Origin of the sequence: Streptomyces sp. NPDC005752 (assembly GCF_040630715.1) — a bacterium.
In the GTDB taxonomy this organism is placed as follows: domain Bacteria; phylum Actinomycetota; class Actinomycetes; order Streptomycetales; family Streptomycetaceae; genus Streptomyces.
In genome coordinates, this window is sequence record NZ_JBEXYB010000044.1 from 37,934 (window position 1) to 58,367 (window position 20,434).

Annotated in this window: 16 protein-coding genes and 1 pseudogene; 13 read left to right on the top strand and 4 right to left on the bottom strand. The window is 67.7% G+C overall.

The features are described 5' to 3' along the window. The first annotated feature begins 117 nt into the window (after nucleotides 1-117). The 8 genes from ABZ441_RS29215 (at nucleotide 118) to ABZ441_RS29250 (ending at nucleotide 12,371) form a co-directional block, all read left to right on the top strand. On the top strand, nucleotides 118-546 hold the full coding sequence (locus tag ABZ441_RS29215) for a DUF2267 domain-containing protein (protein ID WP_275322450.1): 429 nt from the start codon (nucleotides 118-120) through the stop codon (nucleotides 544-546). Nucleotides 547-653: 107 nt separating this feature from the next. Then, entirely contained in the window at nucleotides 654-917 is a 264-nt protein-coding gene (locus ABZ441_RS29220; protein ID WP_104783392.1) for a UBP-type zinc finger domain-containing protein, read from the top strand. Continuing rightward, complete coding sequence (locus ABZ441_RS29225) at nucleotides 917-2,665, top strand: FAD-dependent oxidoreductase (RefSeq protein WP_355771375.1); 1,749 nt, start codon at nucleotides 917-919, stop codon at nucleotides 2,663-2,665. The genes ABZ441_RS29220 and ABZ441_RS29225 overlap by 1 nt, the downstream gene beginning before the upstream one ends. A gap of 526 nt (nucleotides 2,666-3,191) precedes the next feature. Further along, nucleotides 3,192-5,663 carry an excinuclease ABC subunit UvrA gene (gene uvrA / locus ABZ441_RS29230; protein ID WP_358979617.1) on the top strand — a complete coding sequence of 824 codons (2,472 nt, stop codon included), beginning with the start codon at nucleotides 3,192-3,194 and terminating at the stop codon, nucleotides 5,661-5,663. A gap of 185 nt (nucleotides 5,664-5,848) precedes the next feature. Continuing rightward, on the top strand, nucleotides 5,849-6,970 hold the full coding sequence (locus ABZ441_RS29235; protein ID WP_358979619.1) for a hypothetical protein: 1,122 nt from the start codon (nucleotides 5,849-5,851) through the stop codon (nucleotides 6,968-6,970). Nucleotides 6,971-7,279: 309 nt separating this feature from the next. Then, on the top strand, nucleotides 7,280-9,442 hold the full coding sequence (locus ABZ441_RS29240) for an FUSC family protein (protein WP_358979621.1): 2,163 nt from the start codon (nucleotides 7,280-7,282) through the stop codon (nucleotides 9,440-9,442). A 515-nt stretch (nucleotides 9,443-9,957) separates the two neighbouring features. Next, entirely contained in the window at nucleotides 9,958-11,061 is a 1,104-nt protein-coding gene (locus tag ABZ441_RS29245) for a hypothetical protein (protein ID WP_352261369.1), read from the top strand. 476 nt (nucleotides 11,062-11,537) lie between these two features. Next, nucleotides 11,538-12,371 (top strand): aldo/keto reductase, encoded by an 834-nt coding sequence (locus ABZ441_RS29250; protein WP_355767013.1) that lies wholly within the window; start codon nucleotides 11,538-11,540, stop codon nucleotides 12,369-12,371. Between the two features lie 54 nt (nucleotides 12,372-12,425). Here the strand turns inward: ABZ441_RS29250 and ABZ441_RS29255 are convergent, their stop codons facing one another. Further along, the gene (locus ABZ441_RS29255) at nucleotides 12,426-12,734 is read right to left on the bottom strand and encodes a hypothetical protein (RefSeq protein WP_158713564.1); all 309 of its coding nucleotides are present in this window, start codon (nucleotides 12,732-12,734) and stop codon (nucleotides 12,426-12,428) included. 393 nt (nucleotides 12,735-13,127) lie between these two features. Between ABZ441_RS29255 and ABZ441_RS29260 the strand changes: the two genes are divergently transcribed. The 4 genes from ABZ441_RS29260 (at nucleotide 13,128) to ABZ441_RS29275 (ending at nucleotide 16,327) form a co-directional block, all read left to right on the top strand. Then, on the top strand, nucleotides 13,128-13,436 hold the full coding sequence (locus tag ABZ441_RS29260) for a hypothetical protein (RefSeq protein ID WP_037829197.1): 309 nt from the start codon (nucleotides 13,128-13,130) through the stop codon (nucleotides 13,434-13,436). 267 nt (nucleotides 13,437-13,703) lie between these two features. After that, nucleotides 13,704-13,835, top strand: a complete 132-nt coding sequence (locus tag ABZ441_RS29265; protein WP_267882646.1) for a hypothetical protein — start codon at nucleotides 13,704-13,706, stop codon at nucleotides 13,833-13,835. A gap of 659 nt (nucleotides 13,836-14,494) precedes the next feature. After that, nucleotides 14,495-15,052, top strand: coding sequence for a type 1 glutamine amidotransferase domain-containing protein (locus tag ABZ441_RS29270; RefSeq protein WP_355767018.1), 558 nt, complete (start codon nucleotides 14,495-14,497; stop codon nucleotides 15,050-15,052). 81 nt (nucleotides 15,053-15,133) lie between these two features. After that, complete coding sequence (locus ABZ441_RS29275) at nucleotides 15,134-16,327, top strand: alcohol dehydrogenase catalytic domain-containing protein (protein WP_037829193.1); 1,194 nt, start codon at nucleotides 15,134-15,136, stop codon at nucleotides 16,325-16,327. Nucleotides 16,328-17,299: 972 nt separating this feature from the next. Here ABZ441_RS29275 and ABZ441_RS29280 read toward each other — a convergent pair. After that, the gene (locus ABZ441_RS29280) at nucleotides 17,300-18,265 is read right to left on the bottom strand and encodes a pirin family protein (protein ID WP_358979625.1); all 966 of its coding nucleotides are present in this window, start codon (nucleotides 18,263-18,265) and stop codon (nucleotides 17,300-17,302) included. A 119-nt stretch (nucleotides 18,266-18,384) separates the two neighbouring features. Between ABZ441_RS29280 and ABZ441_RS29285 the strand changes: the two genes are divergently transcribed. After that, a complete protein-coding gene (locus ABZ441_RS29285) occupies nucleotides 18,385-18,744 on the top strand; it encodes a tetratricopeptide repeat protein (protein ID WP_358979627.1) in 360 nt (119 codons plus the stop codon). 85 nt (nucleotides 18,745-18,829) lie between these two features. Here ABZ441_RS29285 and ABZ441_RS29290 read toward each other — a convergent pair whose 3' ends face one another. Both ABZ441_RS29290 and ABZ441_RS29295 read right to left on the bottom strand, forming a co-directional pair. Beyond that, nucleotides 18,830-19,732 carry a metallophosphoesterase gene (locus ABZ441_RS29290; RefSeq protein ID WP_358979629.1) on the bottom strand — a complete coding sequence of 301 codons (903 nt, stop codon included), beginning with the start codon at nucleotides 19,730-19,732 and terminating at the stop codon, nucleotides 18,830-18,832. Nucleotides 19,733-19,991: 259 nt separating this feature from the next. Next, nucleotides 19,992-20,087 (bottom strand): annotated as a pseudogene (locus ABZ441_RS29295) (IS5/IS1182 family transposase); the annotation flags it as partial. Nucleotides 20,088-20,434 lie beyond the last annotated feature (347 nt).

The following is a 20,434-nucleotide window of genomic DNA, read 5'->3' on the forward strand; positions in this document are numbered from 1 at the left end:
GGCTCCAGGAAACCGCACGGTGCCGAGTTGCACGTCCGACCCCTACGCGGGCCTCATGGGGTGCGCCGAATCCCGGCCCGTCACCGTCCAGCCTCTGGTAACGAAAGGAGCCATGACATGAGTGAAACGACATTTTCCTCCTTCGATACCATGGTGGACAAAGCCAATCGGCTCCTCAGGGACATCGAGGAAGCCAACGGCTGGCCCAAGGAACGCCGGAAACAGTCGTACGCCGCTTTGCGCGCCGTCCTGCACCGGCTACGGGACCGTCTCTCCGTCGACGGGGCGGCGCACCTGGGGGCGCAGCTTCCGACTTTGATCCGCGGCGTCTACTACGACGGATGGAAGCCGTCAGAGACACCAGTGAAACTCAGTGGCGAGGAATTCTTCCAGCGCGTAAGGGACGACTTTCCCTACTCGGTCGACGGCGGCATCGAAACGGTCGTGCGCACCGTGCTGGAGGCTCTGAAGCGCTACGTCAGCGAAGGAGAGTGGGATCACCTCAGGTCCGGCCTGCCTAACTCGCTGGCCGCCGTTCTGCCGTAACCCCTGCGCTGACCGTCATGGTCTGGGCCTTCTGCGTGAGTGACTGCGACCGGACTGGAGAGCATCGCGAGGTTACTGCGAGCAACCATCCGTGAGAGGAGAACGTCATGGCCACGATTCCGGATCCGCACCTGGCCATGGTGCGGCCAGTCACACCGCGTACCCCGCAGGGCTGCGAGGAGTGCCTCAGGGAACATTCCCCATGGGTCCACCTGCGGCTCTGCCTCACCTGCGGGCACGTCGGGTGCTGCGACTCCTCACCCCTCAAACACGCCCGACGACACGCGGGCAGCGCCGAGCACCCCATCGTGCAGTCCTTCCAACCGGGAGAGGACTGGCGCTGGTGCTACGTCCACGAGGCTCTGGTCTGATGAATACTGCCCAGCACAAGAATGTTGCGGTCCGCGAGACGCCGGACCGATACGGGGCGTTTCCGCGCCTTACATCAGAACAGCTTCAGGACCTGACCGCGCACGGCGAGCGCCGCAGGACCACGGAAGGCGAGGTGCTGTACCGGGAGGGTGAGCCGTTCAGGGAGTTCCTCGCCATTCTCAGCGGGACCGTCGAGATCCTTCAGGATCACGGCGGGCCGCAAGAGCGCACCGTGGCGGCACACGGACCCGGCAGGTTCCTGGGTGAACTGGGGATGCTGGAGGGGCAGGCAGCGTTCGACACCGCCGTAGTGCGTCAGGCAGGCGAAATTCTGGCCATACCGGTGGAACGCCAACGCACCTTGATCAGCCGTGACCCCGTACTGGGCGACCTGATCCTCCGCGCTTATCTGGGCCGACGATATCTGCTCATCGGCCTCGGCGCAGGCTTCCGCATCCTGGGATCGTGCTACTCGCGGGACACGCTGCGCCTACGTGAGTTCGCTGCCCGCAACCGGCTGCCCCACCGCTGGCTGGATCTGGAGAGGGACAAGGAGGCTGAGGCGCTACTGCGTCGGTTCTCCATCCGCCCCGAGGAAACTCCGGTCGTCCTCTGGAAGGGCGAGCGGGTGCTGCGTAATCCGAGCAACGTCGAACTCGCCAGGCTCATCGGTCTGCCCGCGCCCACGGCGCAGTCCGCCCAGTGCGACGTACTAGTGGTCGGCGCGGGCCCGGCGGGACTCGCCGCAGCTGTGTACGGCGCCTCCGACGGGCTCACCACGATCTCCGTCGACGCCGTGGCCACCGGAGGCCAGGCAGGCACCTCGTCCCGCATCGAGAACTATCTCGGCTTCCCGTCGGGCATCTCCGGAGGAGAGCTCATCGAACGCGCGGTGCTCCAGGCCCACAAATTCGGTGCCCGTCTCATGGTGCCGGCCCAGGTCAACGGACTCGTCCCGCAGGACGACGACTACGTAGTCACCTTCACAGACGGATCCCAGGTCCGGGCGGGCGCCGTGGTGCTCGCCTCAGGTGTCCGGTACCGCAGGCTTGAGGTACCCGGCATCGACGGCCTGGAGGGCATCAGCGTCTACTACGCGGCGACCGTACACGAGGCCAGTCTCTGCGAGGCGGACCCCGTCGCGGTTGTCGGCGGGGGCAATTCCGCCGGACAGGCGGCGCTGTTCCTGGCCCACCACGCGTCCAGAGTCCACCTCCTCGTCCGGGGCAGCGACCTCAACGCGGACATGTCGCGTTACCTGGTGGACCAGGTGGAACGTCACCCGAAGATCGAGGTACTGCTCCATACGGAAGTGCGGGGCGCCTCCGGGAAGGACAAACTGGAGTCGCTGAGCGTCGAGGACAACGCGAATGGTGAGCGCCGTTTGCTGCGGGCCGCAGCGCTGTTCGTGTTCATCGGGGCTCGCCCGCGCACGGAGTGGCTGAGGGGCTTGCTCGCCCTGGACGAGAAGGGATTCGTCCTGACGGGGGCTGACGCCCAGGCTGTTGCCGACGCCACCCAGTGGGACTCGCTCGGCCGTGGTCCATTGCTGCTGGAGACCAGCCTTCCCGGGGTCTTCGCATCCGGCGACGTCAGGAGCGGCTCGGTCAAACGAGTTGCCTCGGCCACCGGTGAAGGTGCCATGGCGATCCGCCTCGTGCACGAGCACCGGGACAATGTCGGCAACCTGGTCCGCACCGCAGGCCCGGAGGAGCCTCGACCGGGGACGGGCCAGTCCGTGGCCTAGCACTGATTTCACACCGCGGGTTGAAGTCGCTGAATGAACCCGCAGGTACGCCGCTTGGACCCCGGCGTGGGGCCACATCTCGGCCCCATCAACGTCCCTGGCGGCAGGACGCGACGATGCGGTCACTTCCCCAGCTCACCCGTCGCGGCCACTCGTCGGCGCCGGACCGCGCGAGGCTCATCCAGGCTTTGTGGCACCGGCCGGACGGTGTGGCGAACGCGCGACGAACCACCAGACAGCGTGCTGTACGGAGTCATAGTGAATCCCGGGCCGCCCGTCTGCCGTCGCGCGACCCAGTGCCAGTGGCAGTGGCCCGGACCTCTGCCCCGCGCCACCCGTACCCCCTGGACGCTCGCGTCCCCTCCGTATTCGTCACCCGGGCAGGACTCATGTTGCCTACCGTCACTGCACGAACACCTAGACAGGTCGTGTATCGAAAATGGATCCGGGACACTCCGGACGCTCGTGTGCGAGGCTCGGTGACGGCGCCTGTCGCGCGGTTTCCGGCGCGATCAGGTATTCAGGAATGGTGAACAAGGACGCGACCGACCCGTTTGTGCACGTCCGGGGCGCCAGCGAGAACAACCTCCGGAACATCAACGTCGACGTTCCGCGGGACGCGATGGTCGCCTTCACCGGTGTCTCCGGTTCCGGCAAGTCCTCGCTCGCGTTCGGCACGCTCTACGCCGAGGCGCAGCGGCGCTACTTCGAGTCCGTAGCACCTTACGCCCGGAGGCTGTTGCAACAGGTCGGTGCGCCGCACGTGGAAGAAATCACCGGACTTCCACCGGCCGTGGCCCTGCAGCAGCGACGCGGGGCGCCCAGTTCGCGCTCGACGGTCGGCACCATCACCACGCTGTCCAATCTGCTGCGCATTCTGTACTCCCGCGCCGGAACCTATCCGCCCCGGGCCGCACGGCTGGAAGCCGAGTCGTTCTCACCCAACACCGCGGCCGGCGCCTGCCCGGAGTGCCACGGACTGGGCGTCGTCCACGACGTCGCCGAGGACCTCCTCGTCCCGGACCCCTCGCTGAGCATCCGCGAGGGAGCGATCGCCGCCTGGCCGGGCGCCTGGCAGGGCGCCAACCTGCGCAGCGTCGTGAGCGGCCTGGGGATCGACATCGGCCGACCGTGGCGCAGGCTCAGGAAGAAGGACCGGGACTGGCTGCTGTACACGGACGAGCAGCCCTCCGTGTACGTCGAGCCGGAGGAGGACCGCGTCGACTACGGCTACCAGGGCAAGTTCTGGAGCGCCCGCAAGCACGTCATGCACGTCCTTGCCGACTCCAAGAGCGAGAGGATGCGCGAACGGGCGCTCCGGTTCGTCAGGAGTGTGCCTTGCCCGGTTTGTCACGGCAGCGGGCTGCGGCCCGAGGCGCTCGCCGTGACCTTCGCCGGATGTTCCATCGCCGAGATCAACGCTATGCCGCTCACCGAGGTCGTGGCGCTGCTGCGGCCCGTCGCGGGGCGGTCCGGGGCAGACGCCACCACGTCGACGGCCCGGTCCGGGGAGACGACCGAGGTCGCGGTCCGGATCTGCGGCGATGTGGTCGCGCGGGTCGACGTACTGCTCGACCTGGGCCTCGGATATCTCAGCCTCGGGCGCCGTTCGACGACCCTGTCGCCGGGCGAGGCGCAGCGCCTGCGGATCGCCACCCAGCTGCGCTCGGGGCTGTTCGGCGTCGTCTACGTCCTCGACGAACCCTCCGCGGGCCTGCACCCGGCTGACGCGGAACCGCTGCTGGACGTGCTGGACCGCCTCAAGGCGGCGGGCAACTCGCTGTTCGTCGTGGAGCACGACATGGACGTCGTACGGCGGGCGGACTGGGTGGTCGACATCGGCCCCGGCGCGGGTGAGGGCGGCGGGCGCGTGCTGTACAGCGGCCCGGTCGCCGGTCTTGAGCGGGTGGGGAAGTCGGCAACGAGCCAGTACCTTTTCGGGCGGGCCAAGCCGCTCGAACACCGGCCGCGCACGCCGCACGGCTGGCTGCACCTGAGCGGCGTCTCCCGCCACAATCTGCACGACGTGTCCGTCGACGTACCGCTCTGTGTGCTGACGGCGGTGACGGGCGTGTCCGGTTCCGGAAAGTCGACGCTGGTGACGCAGGTGCTCGCCGAGGTCGTCCGCGCCCATCTCGGACTCGTACCCGAGGAGCCCGAGGAGGCGCAGCTGGAGGTCGATGTCCAGGACGCGTCCGGTGTCGAGTCGTTCGACCGGCTGGTCCGGGTCGACCAGCGGCCCATCGGCCGAACTCCCCGGTCCAACCTGGCCACGTACACGGGGATGTTCGACGCGGTGCGCAAGCTGTACGCGGCGACGGACGAGGCCAGGGCGCGCGGCTACTCGGCCGGGCGGTTCTCCTTCAACGTGCCCGAAGGGCGGTGCGAGACCTGCCAAGGCGAAGGATTCGTGGCGGTGGAACTGCTCTTCCTGCCTGGTACCTACGCGCCGTGCCCGACCTGCCAGGGAGCCCGGTACAACGCCGAAACGCTGGAAGTCACCTACCGTGGCAAGAACATCGCGGAAGTGCTGGGGCTGACCGTCGACGCCGCCGCCACGTTTCTGTCCGCCGTCCCGGCCGCCTCCCGCAGTCTGGAGACGTTGCGAGAGGTGGGACTGGGGTACCTGCGGCTGGGGCAGCCCGCGACGGAGCTCAGCGGTGGTGAGGCGCAACGCATCAAACTGGCCACCGAACTGCAGCGAGCCCGCCGCGGCCACGCGCTCTACCTGCTCGACGAGCCGACGGCGGGGCTGCACCCCTCGGACATCGCACTGCTGCTGCGACAGCTGCACCGGCTCGTCGACGCCGGCAACACGGTCGTCCTCGTCGAACACGACCTGGACACGGTCGTCACCGCCGACTGGGTCATCGACCTCGGACCGGGCGGCGGCGATGCCGGCGGGCGAGTCGTCGCGGCCGGCCCGCCGGCCAAGGTGGCGCGGGCCCGCCGCAGCGCCACCGCGCCCTATCTCACGGCCCGGCTCGCGGGCCCCTGACGACAGCGCGAAGGGCTGAGCACCAGTCACAGGGAGCAGGGCCCCGCACTGGGAGAACGAGGAAATCTGGCTGCGCCACCTGCACCGGCAGACGGGAGCCAGCGTGTCATCGCAGCGCCGACGCCAGCCCGGGGGCATTCTGTGGGCACTTGCGGTCGCGGGGGCGGAATGAGAGGGATCCAGTCATGCAAGCGTCGTGGCAGGGCGTTACGGTCGTGGCTCTCCTGGCGGACCCGGACGCACCGACCGAGATTGCGAAGCGCATGAGCCGGACTCTTCCTGCTCGGCTCGCCGACAAGGCCGGCCATGGGCGACGGTTCGACATCGAAGTGATCAGTGAGCCCTTCACTTCAGGGACCGAGGACCCACCCACCTTGATGCGCCGGATCATAGACCGTGGCAGTGAGGAGAATTGGGACATTGTCGTTGCCCTCACCGACCTCCCGCTGCATTCGCATGGCCGCAGGCTCGTCGCGAATATGAACCACGAGCACGGTTTGGCTTTGTTGTCGCTACCTTCGTTGGGGGGCTTCCGGCTGCAGACAAGAGCCCGCCTTGCCGTGGAAGAAGCCGTGCTTGGCTTGGCGGGCCCTCAGCCCACCGCCCCTGAGTCGCCTCCACGAAGGCAGATGCTTCCGGAGTCCGTCGACGGCCGTCTCACACCCGTTCATCTGGGCCCGGTCGATGAGGAGGAGAGCGCTGATCTCCGCTACGCCGTCAGCGGGCCGCGCGGCTATCTACGGGTTCTCTTCGGTATGGTCCGCGCCAACCGACCGTGGCGGTTGGTGCCGGGCCTTTCGAAAGCCCTGGCGGCCGCACTCGCTACGGGAGCCGTCGCCACCGTGAACTCCACCATCTGGACCCTGGCCGACTCTCTGAGCGCGCCGCGCCTCGTCATCGCCACGGTCGGGTCCGTGGCGCTCATGATCGGCTGGCTGATCGTAGACGCGAACCTGTGGCATCACTCGGCACAGGGCTCGCTGGAGGCGAGGCAAAGGGCGCGACTCTACAACGTCTCGACAGTCCTGACCGTGGGTATCGGGGTGCTCGTCTGCTATGTGAGCCTGGTGGCCATCAACTTTGTGTGGGCGCTCTTCATCCTCAACGACCAAGTGTTCGCTTCCATGACACGAGACCCGTTGAACGCGACGGACTACTGGACGTTGTCGTGGTTCGTGGCTTCGACTGCCACAGTGGGCGGCGCGCTGGGGTCAGGCCTGGAGAGCGACGAGGCGATCCGAGCAGCCGCCTACTCCAAGCGCGAACAAGAACGTCGCCACATGCTCCAGGAGGAGCACGATGGCTAGTTGCATGAAGATGCACAGGAGTCGATGGCGGACGGTGCATCACGCCCGTCTCCTTGGCGGCGGTGACGATGACGTGATGGTGCGGTCGGTGACCGGGCCGACGCAGCGCAGATCAACTGTTCGGCAGCCCATCGGCTCCTCGGCACTTGCCGGGCCTTCGGCCAGGGGCGTCCGCAGCGACAACCCCCGGTCCCAGGAACCGCGGCCGTCACCCTGCTTCTGGAGCGTGTGGGAGGCCCTCCCGCACGACGGTCGAACCAGAACCAGGCCGACGCGAGCCGGCATGGCCTCCCGGCCGGGCTCACGCCCGTGACGTGGCCGCGGGCCTTCAGAGAAGTCCTTTGGTCCGGGCTCAAAATCGAGGAGACGCGGCTGGAGCCCCTGCTCGCACTGCGCACGGCCGTCGGTGTGGCACTCGTCATCGCGGCGGCGCTATGGCTCGGCTCCCCTGCGTACGCCGCATCCGCCGCCCTCGGCGCTTTCTCCGCGGGTGGGGCCACCTTCCAGCGCACCTGGCGCCCACGCAAGGTAATCGCGCTCGGCGCGGGCGTGGGGCTGGCGCTCAGTACCCTGGTGGGCTACCTGGCGGCGGGACAACTCGCGACGTTCCTTCCGCTGCTCGCCCTGTGGACCTTTGTCGCGGGGCTGGCGTGGGCCGTCGGATCGACAGCTGGGATCGTCGCAGCAACGACGGTCGGCAGCATGCTGGTGACCATCACCCTGCCCACGAGCGTCGGACGAGCCTTGGAGCACGCCGGGATCATCGCGCTGGGCGGAGTGGTGCAGGCCGTGCTGATCTTGCTGTTTCCGATCCGTCGATGGGGGGCACATCGTGACGCGCTCGCCGACGCCCTGGCCGCCGTGGCGGACTACGCCCGCCAGCTCCGGCACGACCCAACCGCCCGGTTCGACCCGGAGCCCTTGATGACAGCCCGGGACGCGGCCGCCGTCACGCCATCACAGGCTCGCACCCGCCCCGCCGCCCTCCACGGCCCGCGAGGACTTGCCGAGCGCATTTTGCCGGCCATCGCCGCGCTCGCCGACCCGGACGTCGGCGCCCCGGCGGAGGGTCCTGGGAGGGACCGCGCGCGGGAGCTGCTCGACGGGGCCGCCGACGTGTTGGATGCAGCCGCCCGATCGATCCGGCGCGGCACCCCCGTCGAGGTACCGCATAAGACTGTGGATCTCCTGCGTGGAAACGAGGTGCTCGAGGGTCCCGCCCGGCAGGCCGCCGAGAGGCTCGCGGGACTGCTCGGTGAGGCGCTGGAGATCGCTGAGTGCGGCAACGCGCACAGAAGGATGCCCGCGCAACATGGCCCCGCGGGTACTCAGTTCCTGGTGCGACCGACCCTATTCCGGCTGATCCCGGTCACCGTGCGGGCGGTCCGTCGTGAGCTCCGCCACGACTCGCCCGTCTTCCGGCATGCCGTTCGGCTGGCGGCGGTAGCGACGCTCGGCTATCTCATCGCCGCCCGGCTACCCCTGGGCCACGGCTACTGGGCGCCCATCGCCTCAGTGATGGTGATGCGTCCGGACTTCCACCGGACGTACGCGCGTGCCGTCGCCCGTCTCGCCGGGACTCTGGTGGGGGTCGTGCTCGCCACCGGGGTGGTGCGGGGCCTGGGGCCGGACGCCCATGTGTTCGGTGCGCTGGCGGTAGTCTCGGCGGGCCTGTCGTACACCCTGGTCCGTACCGGCTACGCCTACTCCCAGTGCTTCACTGCCGCGTACGTCGTATTCCTGCTCGGCATGGGCGGCCAGGCATGGGAACAGACAGTCCCGGAGCGGATGGTACTCACACTGCTGGGCGGAGCCCTGGCAATACTGGCCTACGCGGTGTTCCCTGCGTGGGAGACGCCCCGGCTGCCGGAACGGCTTGCGGACTGGCTCGCCGCCAACGGCCGCTACGCGGCCGCAGTGCTCCGCAACTACGCCGAACCGACCAGGGAGCGCCGTGCCGACATGCGCAGTGCCCAACTGGCGAGCAGAAAAGCGCGCGCCGCCTGGCAGGAGGCATACGACCGGGCAAAGCAGGAACCGGTCCGCCCCAGGGGCCTGACTTCGCGTGAGGCGGAGGAGGCACAGGAGGCACTCGAAGGATTCGACAGGGCAGCAACGCTCATGGAGAACCGCGTCCCGCAGGACGACAACCCTTTCGCTCTCCAGGCAAAGGGGCTCGCCAAGGCCCTGGAAACGGACACGGCACAGGCGGCAGCCGACATGCTCGAGCACAGGGATCCGGACTGGGGACGCGTGGAGAACGCTCTCCAGGCGTGGAAGGGCGCCGATGCCCGGAGCCCCGGGCTACGCCGCGAGGCGGACCTGCAGAAGCGCGCCCTGGAGGCCCTTGCGACAGCCGTTAGCCGCACCCCCCTGGAGCGCGACGTCGGCTCCGTGCGCGAGGAGCAGCGGGTGCGGGAGGCCGTGGAGGCTGAAGGCGGTGGCTCAGGACCCGCGCACCGGGGTGGGTGACGTTCCGACGACGGCAAGCGTCGCGCCCTCCTGGAGAGACGACAGTCTTTGAGCCGCGAGCCAGTCACACGTGCACCGCTGTCACGACTGCGAGGCCAACTCCGTCAGGACAGGGGCTTCGATGGAGCAATCCGGCGCCAGCAGAATGGGATCACCGGACCGGCTCCCGCTTGACGCTTCGCGCTCCGCCAGGTCACACACGTGGGACTGATCGACTGGGTGTCGTTGCTTGACGTCCGCAGCTGCGTTCGGTCACGTCCTTTCGGGCGGGACATGCACTCCAGCAGGGCTCGAGCCCGCACCACACACCACCACAGGTAGGCCCGATCGCGACTGGGTGGTGAATGCAGGTTCTGTGATGAGGAGGAATTCCGTGCCTGTCTGCCTGCCGGTGTGGCCAGCCCGTCAAGGAGCGCCGACGTTGACTCGGGGGCATCCTGGGCTCACCGGCTCATCGCCGGGCAATCAACAGGAGAGGCCCAGTCGTGAGAGTGTCGCCCCAGGGCGTTACGGTCGTGGCTCTCTTGGCGGATCCGGACGCTCCGACGGAGATCGCCCACCGCGTGGCCCGGGCCCTCCCTGATCGACTCGCCGAGAAGGCGGCTCAGGGGCGACGGTTCGATGTGCAGGTGGTCAGCGAGCCTTTCACCGCGGAGACCGAGGACCTGCCCACTTTGATGCGGCGGATCGCCGACCGCAGAAGTTCCGAGAGTTGGGACATCGTCGTGGCCCTCACCGACCTTCCGCTGCATGCGCAAGGGCGCAAGCTCGCGGCGAATCTGAGTCACGAAGACGGGTCAGCGTTGTTGTCACTCCCTTCCCTGGGCGGCTTGCGGCTGCAGAGGAGGGCCCGGCGAGCCGTGGAAGAAGCCGTGCTCAGTTTGCTGGCGGATCCACAAGCTACGGGCGGCGAGGAGGCTGAGGGGCGTCCGCGAAGTAAGCCCCTGCAAGGGCCCTTTGCCAGCCGTCTCACCTCCATTCACCCGGGCCAGGTCGGTGAGCAGGAGACCGCTGATCGTCGGTACGTCGTCAGCGGACCACGCGGCTACCTGCGCCTACTGGTCGGTATGGTTCGCGCCAACCGGCCGTGGCGACTGGTACCGGGCCTGTCGAAGGCACTGGCGGCAGCACTCGCCACCGGAGCCATCGCCACCGTGAACTCCACCGTTTGGAGCCTGGCCGCGTCCCTGAGCACGCCGCGCCTCGTGATCGCCATGATCGGGTCCGTCGCCCTCATGATCGGCTGGCTGATCGTGGACGCGAACCTGTGGCATCGGCCAGCAGACGCCTCACCGGAGGAGAGAAAGAGGACGGCGCTCTACAACGCCTCAACCGTCGTGACCTTGGGTATCGGGGTGCTCGTCTGCTACGTGGGTTTGCTGGTCATCAACTTGGTGTGGGCGCTGTTCATCCTCAACGGCCAAGTGTTCTCCTCCCTGACACGAACTCCGCTGCATGCCACGGAGTACTGGACGTTGTCCTGGTTCGTCGCGTCGGTCGCCACCGTGGCCGGTGCGCTGGGATCAGGGTTGGAGAGCGATGAGGCGATCCGGGCAGCCGCCTACTCAAAGCGCGAGCAGGAACGCCGCAGTATGCTGAAGGACGACCACGATGCCTAGCCGGTGACCTGAGCCGGTGCCGGATTCCACTGCACTGCTCGGCCTGCGCACAGTCGTCTGGCGGGGTTACGGGTGTGGGTATGGGTATGGGTATGGGTATTTTGTCCCTCGCCTGGGTCTCTTCTAACGGTCCGGCCGTGGCGTCACCGTGTGGTGGGTGAGCATGGCGATCTGCAGCACAATGTGCCCCGCAGCCGGGAAATCGCGAAAACTCTTTCCTACGCTGGCCGTCAGGCCGAGCCGAGGGGCGCGGTGATCGCGGTGCCATTCGGACAGATCCCGATCACATCAGTGCGGCAGCGGCGGCGACACGATGCAGACGACTTTCGCAGGACGAGCCATGGGCCCCGGCGGGGAATCTTGGCGCGTGCCACACAAGAATCCCATTCCGGTCTGAAAGGATTCCATTCCGATCTGAGATCGTGGTGCAGTTGGTGGTTGGCAGTCTTGGCCACCGTTACATCCAGGAGGAAGCCATGACGGATCCGCGGACGGTCATCCTTCCTTGCGGGGTTGCGGTCCATGCGCTCGGTCAGGGCACCTGGGGGATCGGGGAGGATCCCCGGCGCCGCGCGGCCGAGGTGTCGGCCCTGCGCGCCGGGCTGGACCTGGGAATGACACTCGTCGACACCGCGGAGATGTACGGGGATGGCGCGGCGGAGGAAGTGGTGGCCGAGGCGGTGGCCGGACGACGGGACGAGGTCTTCTTGGTCAGCAAGGTGCTCCCCTCCCACGCGGACGCCCGTGGAGTGGCCGAGGCATGCCGGGGGAGCCTGCGCCGGCTGCGCACGGACCGGATCGACCTGTACCTGCTGCACTGGCGTGGAGCCGTGCCGCTGGAGGAGACGGTCGAGGCGTTCGAGTCCCTGGTGCGGGAAGGTGCCATCCGCTCCTGGGGTGTGAGCAACCTGGACGTGGATGATCTCGCGGACCTGCCGCCCGGAGCCAGGCCGCAGACCGACCAGGTGCTGTACAACCTCAGCCGTCGAGGGCCTGAGTACAGTCTGCTGCCCAGGTGTCGTGAACTGTCGATCCCCGTCATGGCGTACTCGCCGGTCGAGCAGGGCCGACTGCTAGACCACTGGGCACTGCGGGACGTGGCAGCCGCCCACGGGGCGACGCCCGCGCAGATCGCCCTGGCCTGGGTCCTGCGGCACGAGGACGTCATCGCGATCCCGAAGGCGTCCTCCCGCGCGCACGTCGAGGAGAACAGAACAGCTCTGGATGTGCACCTGACCGCCGAGGACCTCGCGATGCTGGACCGGGCGTTCCCACCGCCGGAGAGTAAACGGCCGCTGGAGATGCTGTGACACCCCTTCAGCGCGCCCGACCGGGCACCGCCCGAAGCCTGGGGTGGCCCGACCTCACCGGTGGCGGCAGAGGGCGTCGTACTGTTCCCGCAAAGCGCGGTTATTTTCCACAACGCCCCGGGCATCGTCGAGATCGTCCGCCAGCTGCTGGAAAGGCTGGACGATCGAGCCGGAGGACCTGGCGCGCATCTCGCCGTAACTGACCGGGCTCATCAAACGGTTCGGCGAGCACTCCACACATGAGCTGGGTATCCAGCCCGAGGCGTCCGACCCGAAGCCCGACGTGGACTTCACCCCGATGCGAGAGCAGGACCCGACGGCGGCCGGCTTCGGCCAGGCCGCGCCGAATCCGAACTTGGTCAAGCCCGGTTCGGATTCGGCGCGGCCTTGAGCGGCCTATCCAAGAAAGTCGCCGCCTGGTCCACGAATCGGAAGCCGGTCGCCCGCAGACTGCGTTTGCGCGTGAGGCGACTCCAGGTGACGGTAGACAGATCAAACGGTTCCACGGCGGCTATCAAGGCCTTCACAGCGCGTGTCTTCGAAGTCCGGTGAGGAGCTTCTACGGCGTCCAGGTCTCAAACCAGGGCTTGATGATGATCTTGGTTAGCGGCATCCCTATCGGCCCCGTCGGCCAAAGCCTCAAGCGCTAGGAGTGATGCGGGGAGCGGCGAGCAGTGTCAGACGTTCGCCGAGGCGACCGTAGCGGCGTTCTGATCATCGACAGCGCGAACCGAGCAAAGGAAGAGGGGACCCAAGATGGCAACGCAGGTCAAGAAAGCGCTTCTGGTACGCCTCGAAGCACTGCCCGGCAGGGAGGACGACGTCCGCGACTTCTTGAACCAGGGGCTGTCGATCGTCGAGGGGGAACCCAAGACCGTCAGGTGGTTCGGAATCCAGTTCGGGCCCTCATCGTTCGGGATCTTCGATGCCTTTCCCGACGACGACGGGCGCCAAGCGCATCTGGCGGGTGAGGTCGCGAAAGCGCTCGGTGAGAACACGGGTGAGCTCTTCGAGGAGCCCACGATCGAGCAGCTCGATGTCGTCGTGGAGAAGCGGCCCGCGTAGAGCACGTGCTAGCCGCGGGGCGGCGTAGAGCAGCCCAGTGGCCATAAGCCAGACCGCAGACGATCGTCATCGGTACTCCGCCGAAGTGAGCAGACGCCCGGCGGCGACAGTAGAAGAAGGCCCGCAGATCCTGGCTGGTGGCATAGGGGCGCTGGGTGCACGACAGCGTCATGTGTTCCACCGTGGGCTGCTGCGGCCCAGCGGCCACGACCGGGCGTGGTCCCTTGGTGTCCGCCAAGGGGCCGCCTCGACCTCGCCCGGAGCACCGTGCGCACTCGCCTGCGTGCGGTCTTCAAGGACGTCGAGCGCATCATCCGAGCCCATCCACCGGAGCTGTTCGCCTCCACTGCGGGCACGGCGCCGGTCAGGCGCAAGCGCAACGTCGTCGTCTGGGAGTGACCCCACCGGCCCTCTCGCTCCGTGCGGGTCCCGCCGGCCGTCGGCGTTGCGCACAAAGCTCTGAACGGGATGCAGGCGACGTTGAGGCAGACGCTGCCCCGATACCTGACCTCGACAGCGGCGGTGCGCAGGCCCAGCTGGGAGGCACGTCCGGCGGCTGTGTACCCGTCGGGCACGCCCCGGTAGGACGACTTCGAATTACGCACCCGTGGGCATCGCCTTCCGATGCGCGACGACGGTCCGACGGCCAAGTGACCGGTTGTGGTTTGGCGTGGGCCGGGCATACCTCAGCGCCTGCCAAGTTTCCGGCGCGTCACCGGCCATGCCTAGAAATTTGACCCTTTGACATGTCTTGCGGGAGTGGGACAGTGTAAGTGGTGATGTCGTTATGTGCGGCACCCCGTCCACGGTGATGCGCCCACCCGACCATGGGACGGACCAGGCCAACGTCGGCAGCTGTGCGGGTTGATCGAGCAGGACAAGGTCAAGCCGTCCTGGATCGTCTCCTAGGAGCTGTCGCTGGACCAAGCGGCCTACCAGCACTTCGGCCAGCGCGAGGACGGATGGACCAAGGCCCTCCTCCACCTCGACGACAGCTGAGCGGCGGCAGCACGGACCCGAACCGATCCCCCGCCGACCACCGGAAGGAAGCACGCACCATGACCAACGAACTGCACGGCAGGAAGGTCGCAATCCTGGCCACGGACGGCGTTGAGCGCGTCGAACTCGAAGAGCCTCTCGGCGCACTGCTGGGCGCTGGAGCGCAAGCCGAACTCCTCTCCCTCCACACCGGCGAGATCAACGCGCGCCAGATGGACATCGACCCGGCCGGAACCTTTACCGTGGATAAGAGGGTCGCTGATGCCCGCGTGGGCGACTACGAGGCACTCTTGCTGCCCGGCGGCACCATGAACCCCGACCAGCTGCGCACCGACCCCGACGCCGTCGCCTTCGTGAGGGAGTTCGTGGAGACGGGGAAGCCCGTTGCCACCATCTGCCACGGACCTTGGATTCTGGCGGAGGCTGGCGTGCTGCGCGGTCGCCGCCTCACCTCTTGGCCCAGCATTCGTACTGACCTGCGCAATGCCGGCGCCGAGGTCGTCGACGAGGAGGTCGTGATCGACCGCCAGCTGATTTCCAGCCGGAGCCCGCAGGACCTCCCTGCCTTCTGCAAGGCGATCATCGAACGCTTCGCCGCCGCACTTCAACCCGCCTGATCGGGAGGAGTCACAAGCCACCGAAATGACATCCGGCACTCCCACGGCCGAGTCCCCCGTGGATCAGCAGAGGAGATCGTCATGGCGAGCAGCAACCGCGCCGTCACCTTCCAGAACCCGAAGGACATGCGCGTCGAGTCCCTGGACTTCCCGAAGCTTCAGATGCCGAACGGGAAGAAGGCCCCGCACGGAGTCATCCTCAGGATCGTCGCCACCAACATCTGCGGGAGCGACCTGCACATCTACCGCGGGTCCTTCCCGGTGCCCCAGGGCATGGCAATGGGGCACGAGATGACCGGGGAGGTCATCGAGGTCGGCCCCGACGTCGAGTTCCTCAGTGAGGGCGACCTCGTCTCCGTCCCGTTCAACGTCGCCTGCGGCCGATGCCGCAACTGCAGGGCACGCCGGACCGACGTCTGCGAGACCACAAACCCCAAGGTGGCCTGCGCGGCGTACGGCTTCAACCTGGGCGACTGGACCGGCGGCCAGGCCGAGTACCTGTTCGTCCCGTACGCCGACTTCCAACTCCTGCGTTTCCCGGACAGGGACCAAGCCATGGCGAAGATCCGTGACCTGGCGCTGCTCTCGGACATCCTGCCCACCGCCTTCCACGGTCTCATGGAGGCCGGTGCCAAGCCGGGCTCGACCGTGTACCTCGCCGGTGCCGGCCCGGTCGGCCGCTGCGGCGCAGCAGCGGCGCGCCTCCTCGGGGCGTCCTGCATCATCGTCGGCGACTACCACCAGGACCGCCTGGAGCTGATGAAGAAGAACGGCTGCGAGACGATCGATCTGAGCCAGGACGCAGCGCTCACCGACCAGATCGAGGCCATCCTGGGCGAACCCATGGTCGACTGCGCAGTCGACTACGTCGGCACCGAGGCACACGGCATTGGCCGCGAGGCCGAGGACATGGACCCGGCCCACGCCCTCAACCAGGTAATCGACGCCACCCGCGCGGGCGGAGCCACCGGAGTCATCGGCGTCTACGGCCCCGACCCGCTCGCGAAGTCGAAGGCCGAGCAAGAGGGAACGTATCCGATCGACTTCGGCAAGGCTTGGATCAAATCGCCGCGGATAGCCGCCGGGCAGGCACCGATCATGCACTACAACCGCGAGCTGATGATGGCGATCCTGTGGGACCGCATGCCCTACTTGAGCGCCATGCTCAACACGAAGGTGATCAGCCTCGACGACGCCCCCGACGCCTACGCGACCTTCGACACGGGAGTGTCCGAAAAGTTCGTCATCGACCCCCACGGCCTCATTCCCGCCTGAGGCCCTCCCTCATCCGCCCCTGCGAACTCAAGCTTCACCGTCTCCCAGGAACTCGGCCTGGACGAAGCCCTCACCGCCTACGAGCACTTCGACGCCCGCGATGAGGGCTGGACCAGGTAGTCCTGCGCCCCTACGGACACGGCGACGGCCATACGCGGTAAGGTCCCCTGGGCCACCATCCCACCTTGCCCCCGGGCCAAACCGGCGGAGGTGCGACCGCCTGGTCAGCTCGATTCGAACCAGCGGCACCCCTCGGTCTCCACGCCGGCGGGACAAACGGTAGACGCCTCCTCCGCCAGCTTCAGGCCGTGTATTCGACAGACGGGGTCGGGCTTTGTTCATGAGTGTGGATTCTGGCTCAACTCGCGCGGTTCGAAGAGCGAGTGCCTGCTTCGGGAGTCTGATCCACCGGCCTGACCTACGAAACGCCGCAAACGGCTCCACCCAGAAGCCGACGCGCCGCCCAGATCACAGAAGTTGAGCCAGAGCCCCAGATGTGACAGCAGTTGCTGACGAAGTAGGGAGGCAACCGCCCCCAGGACGGCGGTTGGACGGTGCGAACGAGCGCGCGGTTCTCGCGCCGACGTCCCCTCCGCCACAGCCACGTCAATTGTGGGATCCCTTCAAACGAAACATCGCTCTAGACCTGGTTCCGGCCTGACTCCCTGGCAGAGCGCAGGGAGCCGGGCGGCCACAACTCATTGCCCCAGCAAGTCTGCCGCTCCAGGACTGGTCGGTGTGGGGTCGGGAGCACGCCTGGACGAATCGCGGTCAGCTGACCACGCGTCAGTAGGGTCAGCATTGGGTCAGCATTGGTCCGACTAGACCTGCGCACACACGGCGACACTTGCGCCTGACAGCCAGCCCCGGACCGTATCGCAGAGCAAACTTGCAGCAGCAAGTCACACTTAACAGTCGGGTGCGGTCCGCGCCCCCACTTCCGCAGACCTCTGGATCACTACAAAGCCCTGCTCAGCGAGTACGACCCCGCGGCTTCAAGGGCCCCGGCGGTAGCTCCGGGGCGGAGAGCCGCGCCCCCGCATACCCGTTCACATCACCAAACCTCACCCCCTTCACCCAGTCCTCGCGTGCCCTGCTGATATCGTCGTGGGATCTGGCGATGAAGTTCCACCACATGACGATCTCCTCCTCGAACGGCTCGCCACCGAGAAGCATCAGTCCGGCGTCGGATGCGGCACGCAGCGGCAGTTCGGTGCGGCCGCAGCCCAGGTAGAGCATCGACCCTGCCAGGACCGGAACACCGTCGACCTCGGCTTCGCCGGACATCGAGAGCACCGCGTACTCGAAGTCGGGGTCCAGCGGCAACCGGGCTTCGGCGCCGGCGGTCAGGGCCAGGTCCGCTCCGACGATCGGCGTGTACGCCTTGCCCGGCGATGCGGCTCCGTCGAGTTCGCCCAGGATCACGGTGGCGGTGAGGCCCGGTGCCGTGACGGCGGGCAGCGCGGTGTGGTGCTGGAAGTGCGGCTCCACATGCCGGTCCGCGTCGGGCAGTGCCACCCAGAGCTGGGCGCCGTGCAGAAACCTGGCGTGCGGCTTCGGACTCTCCTCGGAGTGGCTGATGGCCCTTCCTGACGTCATGAGGCCCAGTTCCCGCGGCCGGATCTGCTGGAGACTGCCCAGGCTGTCGCGATGCAGGACCTCCCCGTCGTGCAGCCAGCTGACCGTCTGCAGGCCCATGTGCGGGTGCGGTGGCACCTGCATGCCGGGCTCGTCGGCGATGTCGTCAGGGCCGTAGTGATCCACGAAGGCCCAGGCACCGACCATGCGCCGCCCCAGGTTCGGCAGCAGCCGGCGTACCTCGGTGGACTCTCCCAGTTGGACGCGGCGCGGGGCGAGGAGTTCACGTACCGGTTCGGCGACGACGAAGCCGCGTCCTCCGCAGACGGAGAGTGAGGCCTGGCGATCGAGATTGCTCATGGCGCACAACCTATTCCGGTACGGCCGTGGAGCGCCGGTCCCACGCCGAAAATTTAGTGGAATGTTTAACTACTTCATCGTGTTGACGCGTCCGAAGGCATCACGGCCGAGGAGGAGAAGTGGAAGACATCTACTACGAGTTCGGTACGCCCGCCGACCGCTGGGACCGCGCGCAGCTGTTCTTCGAGGCGAAGGAGTACCTGACCGCAGCCCGGATCCTCGGCGGCCTGGTGCAGGAGGCTCCGGACCTGGTGGCGCCGCGACTGCTGCTGGCTCGCGCCTACTACCACTCGGCCCGGCTGGCCAAGGCGGAGGCCGAACTGCGTGAGGTGCTGGAGCGCAACCCCGTCGAGGAATACGCGCGACTGATGCTCGGACGCACCCTGGAACGTCAGGGCCGGGACGCGGAGGCGGCCACGCATCTGCGGATGAACGACGCGATGACCGGCGCGCTCGGAACCGAGCACGCCAAGAAGTAGGAGCACGAGGAGTGACGGACGGCAGTCAGGACCCGGGGAGCGGAAGTCGTGGCACCGCTCCCCGGGCCGACTCGGCCTCGCGCCGTTACGGGGCAGCGGTTCCCGCCGCCGCGGGCCGCTCCTCGTAGGGGAGGATCTGCCGCAGCAGCCCTCGCGGGTGGCCACGCTTGCGCCACTCCCGGGGGTAGCCGATCGAGACCTCCTCGAACCGCACACCGTCATGCCAGGTCGTGCGGGGGATGTGGAGGTGACCGTAGACGACGGCGGCGACATTGAAACGGCGGTGCCAGTCGGCGGTGAGTTCCGTGCCGCACCACTGGGCGAACTCCGGGTACCACATCACGGAGGTGGGTTCCCGCAGCAGAGGCCAGTGCCCGGCGATCACGAGGGGGACATCCGGGTCGTGCTCGGCCAGACGCTTCTCGGTGAGGGCCACCCGTGCCCTGCACCAGTCGTCCCGGGTCGGGTAGGGGTCGGGGTGCAGCAGGTATTCGTCGGTGCAGACGACACCTGCCTCGTGGGCGCGGGCCAGTGACTCCTCCTTGGTCGCCGTTCCGGGGACCCTGAAGGTGTAGTCGTACAGCAGGAACACGGGCGCAACGGCGACGGGGCCGTCCGCACCCTGCCACCGGGGATAGGGATCCTCGGGCGTGGTCACGCCCAGTTCTCTGCACACCTGGACGAGGTGCTCGTACCTTGCCTGGCCACGCAGCCGCACCGGGTCCGTGTCCACGGTCCACAACTCGTGGTTCCCGGGGGTCCACACCACGTGGGCGAATCTCCCCGCGAGCAGTTCAAGCGCACGTTCGATCTCTTCCGGCTGCTCCGCCACGTCCCCTGCCACGATGAGCCAGTCCTCGTCCGAGGACGGGTGCAACCGGTCGGTGAGGGGGCGGTTGTCGGCGATCCCCACGTGGAGATCACTGACCGCTAGAAGGCGGCCGGCACTCCGCTGGGTGCCGGCGACGGGCTCGATCATGGAACTCATGCTTCGAAATTACCGTCTCCGCGCCTCCGCCGGGGCCGGTCCGCTCGACATGCCCGTTCTTCGTCCGCCCGTGAACATCGACCAACCGCCTCGAGGCACGCGGCGAGGCGTACGCCGCTCTGTGCGCGTCCTGAAGAGGGAGACGTCGATGACTGACACCGGGCAGTCGCAGGACCTGACACGGCGCCAATCGACGGCCAGGACGCGCCACTGCTTGTGTCTGTTGATGCAACCCTCGATCGTGGGGAATGCGGGTGCGTGCGTCACTGGCCTGCCTGGGTGTGTCGACGAACGCAAGCGGGCGGCAGGGGCTGTCCGCAGCGAGGTGGATCTTGGTAGTCGGCCCGCCGAGGGAATGGTGGACCGGCTCGCCAGTTGGTCCCAGGAAGCGACCAGAGCGCCGATCGAGAACCGTCACACCGCGCCCGGCAGGTCGCCATCAGACTGGTCACGGCCCGCGATGGGGGATATCCCCCTTCCGATCCGGCCTGGCGCTCGGCGGACAGCGTCATCAGCTCGGCTGCGATCGCGCGAAGGGCTTGAGCTCGTGCACCGTGAGGATGACGGGCGCTCGGGGGCCTCCTTGAACTGGCAGGCCAGGGCTAGCTGTTCTGCCCTGTGAGGTTGGGGACGCGGCTGGCGGGTGGTTGGCCCTTGAGTGCGGTGTGTCCGCGGTGGTGATTGTAGGTGTGGAGCCAGGCG